We start from the raw sequence: 5,329 nt of genomic DNA, 5'->3' as shown, positions 1-5,329 counted from the left end.
CTCTCGCTTGACGTCCTGCAGATCATTCCTGACCCACAGACTTCTTTACATCGTGCGAGCCTTCAATCTTTTCGCTATCTACTCAACGCAGATCGCAACCCGATCAAAAACCCACACCTATCAATCGTCCAGTTTTTAAAGATCAATTAAGCAAGAAACTTGCTGCCTTTCTTGCCTCGCCCTCATCAGCGAGGGGCGAATTATACAGCGTTTTAAAACCGTGTCAACCTTTTTTTGAGATGCCTAAAAAACAAAACACACCACAAAAAACGCCCAACACATTGATTCTTAACCACTTTCCGTCGCTCAGAAGCAACGAAAGATGCGCATTATACAGACCAAATTCGAGACGTCAACTATTATTTGAGTCCCGCAACCAAATCGTCTCTTAGCACTCGTATACACAGAGTGCTAATATTCGTGCGTAGGTCATTTACTAGGAGGTGAACATCCATATGACGCAAGCTCTGACTTTTCCGATGGTTACCGCTGTAGGCAATATCGACGCCTACATCGCTGCTGCGAAACGCTTCCCGCTCCTGACAGAGGAGGAAGAGTTCCGGCTGGCGACGCGCTTCCGTGAGGAGAACGACGTGGAAGCTGCGCGCCAACTGGTTCTTTCCCACTTACGCTTGGTTATTTCTATCGCCCGCGGCTACCTCGGCTACGGACTGCCTCATGCTGACCTTATTCAGGAAGGCAATATCGGCCTGATGAAGGCGGTGAAGCGCTTTGACCCGAATCAGGGAGTACGGCTGGTCTCGTTCGCCATTCACTGGGTCAAGGCGGAGATTCACGAGTACGTCCTGCGCAACTGGCGCATGGTAAAACTCGCCACCACCAAGGCGCAGCGCAAACTCTTCTTCAACCTGCGTAGCATGAAGCCTGGCAGCGAGGCGCTGACGACGTCGCAGGTTGCTGATGTCGCACATAAGTTGAATGTCAAGCCAGAAGAAGTCGTCGAGATGGAAACCCGCCTGTCGGGCCACGACATTGCTCTCGAGGCGAACAATGACGACGACGAGGGTTTCGCCCCGATCGCCTATCTGGAAGACAGCCGCAGCGAACCGACACGCGTGCTTGAGCGACGCGCCCAGGATCATTTGCAAAGTGACGGCCTGCAAGCCGCCTTGGGCAACCTCGATGAGCGCAGCCGGCGCATCGTCGAAGCGCGCTGGCTGACGGAGGACCCGGCAACGCTTCACGATTTGGCCGCAGAATTCGGCGTATCCGCCGAGCGCATCCGCCAGATTGAATCAAAGGCGATGCAGAAGATGAAAACGCACCTGCTGCCACTGGTCGACGCGAGCTGAGACAGCGCACGACACCGGGTTCGAGAAAGCCGTGCTGGAGACTCAGCACGGCTTTTTTCATTCCGGGCGCGTGAACAGATAGCTGTCGGCGGCCAGTGCATCGCCCACCCAGCCGCCGCCCAGCCATTCCGTCCGGTTGCCCACCCCCGCCGCCCCCAATGCCACAAACAATGGCAGGAAATGCTCAGGCGTCGGATGTGCGGCGAGCGCGCCAGGCGCTTGCCGCGCCCAGTCGAACAGCGACTCTGCCGCCGCGTCACCGCCCTTCAGCAAGCGGGCATGTACCCATTCCCGAAACTCGCCTGACTCAGCCGCTGGTAGCCCCGTCTTCGGGCGCATATAGTCCATCAGGTTATGTGTCATGTGCCCGGAGCCGATCACCAGGATGTTCTCGTCGGACAATGCCGCCATGGCACGCCCCAAGGCGAAATGATGCCTTGCGCAGCGCTCCGGCTGAACGGAAAGCTGCACCACTGGAACGTCCACCGCGGGAAAAAGGGACAGCAAGGGCACCCATGCGCCGTGATCCAGCCCTTGCGAGGCGTCGATCCCGGCCGCGATGCCAGCACCGGCCAGCATCTGCTTGATGCGGAGAGCCAGACTTGGGTCGCCGGGCGCGGGATAGCGCAGCGAATACAACTCAGCGGGGAAGCCGCCGAAATCGTGGATCGTCTCCGGCCGCCGCCCGCCGGAGAGCATGGGAATGCGCGTCGTCCAGTGCGCCGAGGCCATCAGGATGGCCGCAGGCCGGCGCAGTCGCCCCGCGAGCCGCGCCCAGCATCCGGCGAGTTCGTCGCCGCCAAGCGCAGTCAATGGCGAACCGTGCGACAGAAAAAGTACAGGCTGTCGGACCGACATGGCTACTCCGGATTGTTCCAATCAGGCGACCGCTTCTGCCGCCAGAGCCGCCTTGACTGCCGGTCGGCTGCCCACGCGCTCCTGGAATGTCACCAGGGAGGGCCATTCGACCAGATCGATCCCGGTCCATTGCGTCCAGTTGAGGACGGTGAACAGGTAGCCGTCTGCCACGCTGAACCCATCCCCGAGCAGGAAATCGTTCTTCGCGAGATGCTCTGCCACGAACGCGAGGCGCCCGCGCAGATTCTCCCGCGTGACGGCCTTGTAGTCGTCTGGTGTGTTCGGCTTGAACAGCGGACTGAAGCCTTTGTGGAGTTCCGAGTTGATAAAGGTCAGCCATTCCTGCAAACGGTAGCGCTCCATCGTCCCCGGGCGAGGCGCCAAACCGGATTCCGGCTTCTGATCGGCGAGGTACTGCACGATCGCGGGCCCTTCGGTCAGCCGCGTGCCGTCGTCGAGTTCGAGTACCGGGACATAGCCCTTCGGATTGATCTTCGTGAAGTCACTGCCATCCGAGGACAGCTTGCGGTTCCTCAGGTCAACCTTGACCAGTTGGAAGTCGAGTTCCGCTTCGCGCAAGGCGATGTGCGGGGAGAGCGAGCACGCGCTGGAGGAAAAATACAGTTTCATGAGATTCTCCTGTTAGCTGATTGGTAAACTGGTTAAGCAAACGAGTCCTTCGACAAGCTCCGTTCAGCGCGATTCACTCCTTACACCATCAAAGGCAAAAGCGCCGGCTCCCAGAAGACTTTGCGCGACCGCGGCGACAATCAGATACACCGGGTATTCCCACCCGCCCTTCGGCGCACTGAAAACCCAGCCGTTGCCAAAATGAACGGACGCCGCGCCGAGCAAGATCGGCACCGTCAATGCAGCAACCAGCCGCGTCCGGAAGCCGACAAGCAGCGCCAATCCGGCGAGAATTTCAGCCGGGACAACAATATAGGCCATGAAGCCGGGAAAACCGACCGACGCGAAAAACGCGGCTGTTCCCGGCAAAGTGAAGACGAATACCTTGAGCGCTCCGTGTGCGAGGAACATCGCGCCGAGTGCGACGCGCAACAGGGTGACACCGTAATCTGCGGCGGAGTGTGTTGCGGAACGAGCAGCGACGGCGGAAGTAGCGGCGAGAGCAGACATGTGGGTCTCCAGGGTCAAAGGGGTTATCGACGATTTGCGACAGTCACGCGACTGACGTTAATGCGAACTATAATGAACCCGACTTTCGGGATAAACAGATAATAAATTTAATCTCTATTGCGAACTTCGGGACAATCTATGGATCGCTTCGACGCCATGCGCGTCCTCTGCACCGTCATCGAGGCAGGCAGTTTCGTCGCGGCAGCAGACCGCCTCGGGCAATCGACGACCGCCGTTTCGCGCCTCGTCGCCCAGCTGGAAGCGCATCTAAACGTACGCCTCCTTAACCGCACGACCCGGCGGATGCAGCCGACAACCGAAGGCTTCGCCTACTTCGAACGCTGTACCCAACTGCTGGCCGACCTTGAAGAGGCCGAAGCCGGCATCACCGGCGAAGCACGGCAACCGCGCGGACGGCTGCGCCTGACCGCGCCCATCGCGCTGGCCACGTTGCGCCTCGCCCCCGCCTTCGCTGCTTTTTCCCGGCAATACCCTGAGATCACGCTCGACCTCGTACTCTCCGACAACGTCGCCGATTTCGTCGATGAAGGACTCGACCTGGCGATTCGCGTGGGCCGCGTCGGCAGCGACAACCTGGTGGCCCGGCACGTCGCCGACACCGAGTTGCTGATCGCCGCCTCGCCCGACTATCTCCAACGCGCCGGGGCGCCCGTACACCCGGAGCAGCTGACGCGGCACGCCTGCTTCACCTACACCTATTCGGCGACAGGCAATCACTGGCAGTTTGAGGCGCTGGACGGAACACCGGTCAGCGTGCGCATCGGCGGGCCGGTCAACGCCAACAACGGCGTCCTGCTCGCCGAAATGGCAGTGGCCGGCGGCGGCATCGTGCTGGCCCCGTGCTTCATCCTGCAGCCGCTTATCGCATCCGGGCGACTGCAACGGCTGCTGCCTGACTGGCGCCTGCGCCAATTGCCGATCCACGTGGTTTACCCGACCCGTCGCCACCTGTCGGCCAAAGTGCAGGCGATGACCGCCTTTCTTGCCGACTGGTTCGCCCGCCATCCAGCACCGCTGTCCTGACCGAGCCGGTCGCGAAGGATTGGAGGATAATCAGCGTTTTCCGGCGAGCGAATCGCTCGCCTTCCCCCACCTTAAAAGGAGTCAGTCATGATAGTTGGTCGCATCGCCGACGTTGCCAAGCAGAAGAGCGCCCTTCCGGCCGCCATCGTCCGCGCCCTCGAAGCGCTGCAAAAGGTCGATCTCGGCAAGCTGGAGCCGGGTCGTTACGAGATCGAAGGCGACAAGCTGTTCTACCTCGTGCAGGACGTCGAACTGCGCACGCTGGAAGAAAGTCGCGCTGAAGCGCACCACCAGTACGCCGACATCCAGATTCCGTTCAGCACCAACGAGCGTTACGGCTTCGCCCTGCCGCAGGATCTGGCACCGAGCGACGACCAGCTCAAGGAAAAGGATCTCGCCTTCTACCCGACGCCGGTCGGCGAGAGCTTCATCGACACCGCCCCGGGAACGTACCTGGTGTTCATGCCCAAGGAGCTGCATCGCCCCTGCCTGGCCATCGCCGACAAGGAAACGATCCGCAAGGCGGTGGTGAAGGTGCACGCCAGCCTGCTCGGCATGTAATTCCGGCCCGACACCGCTACGCACGAAGCCTCCCGCAGGGGAGGCTTTTTTGTATCCGGAGTCCAGGCATGGGATCCGATCCATTTGCCCTGACCGAGAGGACACGGCAATCGCTTACGCAAATGTCGTAAACCCGCAGAAAAAGTCGTTTACGATCAGACAGATACAACAACCTATTGTAAACACTGAAGAAATATCGTCTACTCTCGTATTTTTCGAGCGTAACGATGACCCTGCTGTCGATCTTTTCCCGCCTGAAAGACCCGCGTCGCGGGCCAGCCAAACGCTATGGCCTGAGCGAGATTCTGGTGATGGCGATCTGCGCTGTATTGTGTGGTGCGGATGACTGGGTCGAAGTCGCCGACTGGTGCGAAGACGAAGAGGCCTGGCTCAAGAGCTTTCTTGAGCTCCCG

At 59.9% G+C, this 5,329-nt stretch carries 7 protein-coding genes; 4 read left to right on the top strand and 3 right to left on the bottom strand.

Translation table 11 applies throughout. From position 1 onward, the window contains the following. The first annotated feature begins 455 nt into the window (after window positions 1-455). The gene (gene rpoH, locus BO74_RS20535) at window positions 456-1,313 is read left to right on the top strand and encodes an RNA polymerase sigma factor RpoH (RefSeq protein WP_496445174.1); all 858 of its coding nucleotides are present in this window, start codon (window positions 456-458) and stop codon (window positions 1,311-1,313) included. Between the two features lie 57 nt (window positions 1,314-1,370). On the opposite strand, the gene BO74_RS20530 is transcribed toward rpoH, so the two are convergent. From BO74_RS20530 to BO74_RS20520, 3 genes are all read right to left on the bottom strand, one after another. Then, entirely contained in the window at window positions 1,371-2,171 is an 801-nt protein-coding gene (locus BO74_RS20530) for a DODA-type extradiol aromatic ring-opening family dioxygenase (RefSeq protein ID WP_496445172.1), read from the bottom strand. A gap of 21 nt (window positions 2,172-2,192) precedes the next feature. Next, a complete protein-coding gene (gene gstA, locus BO74_RS20525; RefSeq protein ID WP_496445170.1) occupies window positions 2,193-2,801 on the bottom strand; it encodes a glutathione transferase GstA in 609 nt (202 codons plus the stop codon). A gap of 63 nt (window positions 2,802-2,864) precedes the next feature. Beyond that, complete coding sequence (locus tag BO74_RS20520) at window positions 2,865-3,311, bottom strand: DoxX family protein (protein WP_496445168.1); 447 nt, start codon at window positions 3,309-3,311, stop codon at window positions 2,865-2,867. A gap of 138 nt (window positions 3,312-3,449) precedes the next feature. On the opposite strand from BO74_RS20520, the gene BO74_RS20515 reads away from it, so the two are divergent. The 3 genes from BO74_RS20515 to BO74_RS20505 all read left to right on the top strand — a co-directional run. Continuing rightward, the gene (locus tag BO74_RS20515; protein ID WP_496445166.1) at window positions 3,450-4,355 is read left to right on the top strand and encodes a LysR family transcriptional regulator; all 906 of its coding nucleotides are present in this window, start codon (window positions 3,450-3,452) and stop codon (window positions 4,353-4,355) included. A gap of 87 nt (window positions 4,356-4,442) precedes the next feature. After that, entirely contained in the window at window positions 4,443-4,916 is a 474-nt protein-coding gene (locus BO74_RS20510) for a NanQ anomerase/TabA/YiaL family protein (protein ID WP_496445164.1), read from the top strand. A 227-nt stretch (window positions 4,917-5,143) separates the two neighbouring features. Continuing rightward, window positions 5,144-5,329 (top strand): transposase family protein (locus BO74_RS20505; RefSeq protein ID WP_496445162.1); only part of this gene is annotated, 186 nt, incomplete at its 3' end.

It is taken from the genome of Propionivibrio pelophilus DSM 12018, from assembly GCF_059569095.1.
The sequence above is the reverse complement of the archived record's forward strand: the minus strand, read 5'-3'. Positions and strand labels throughout refer to the sequence as shown.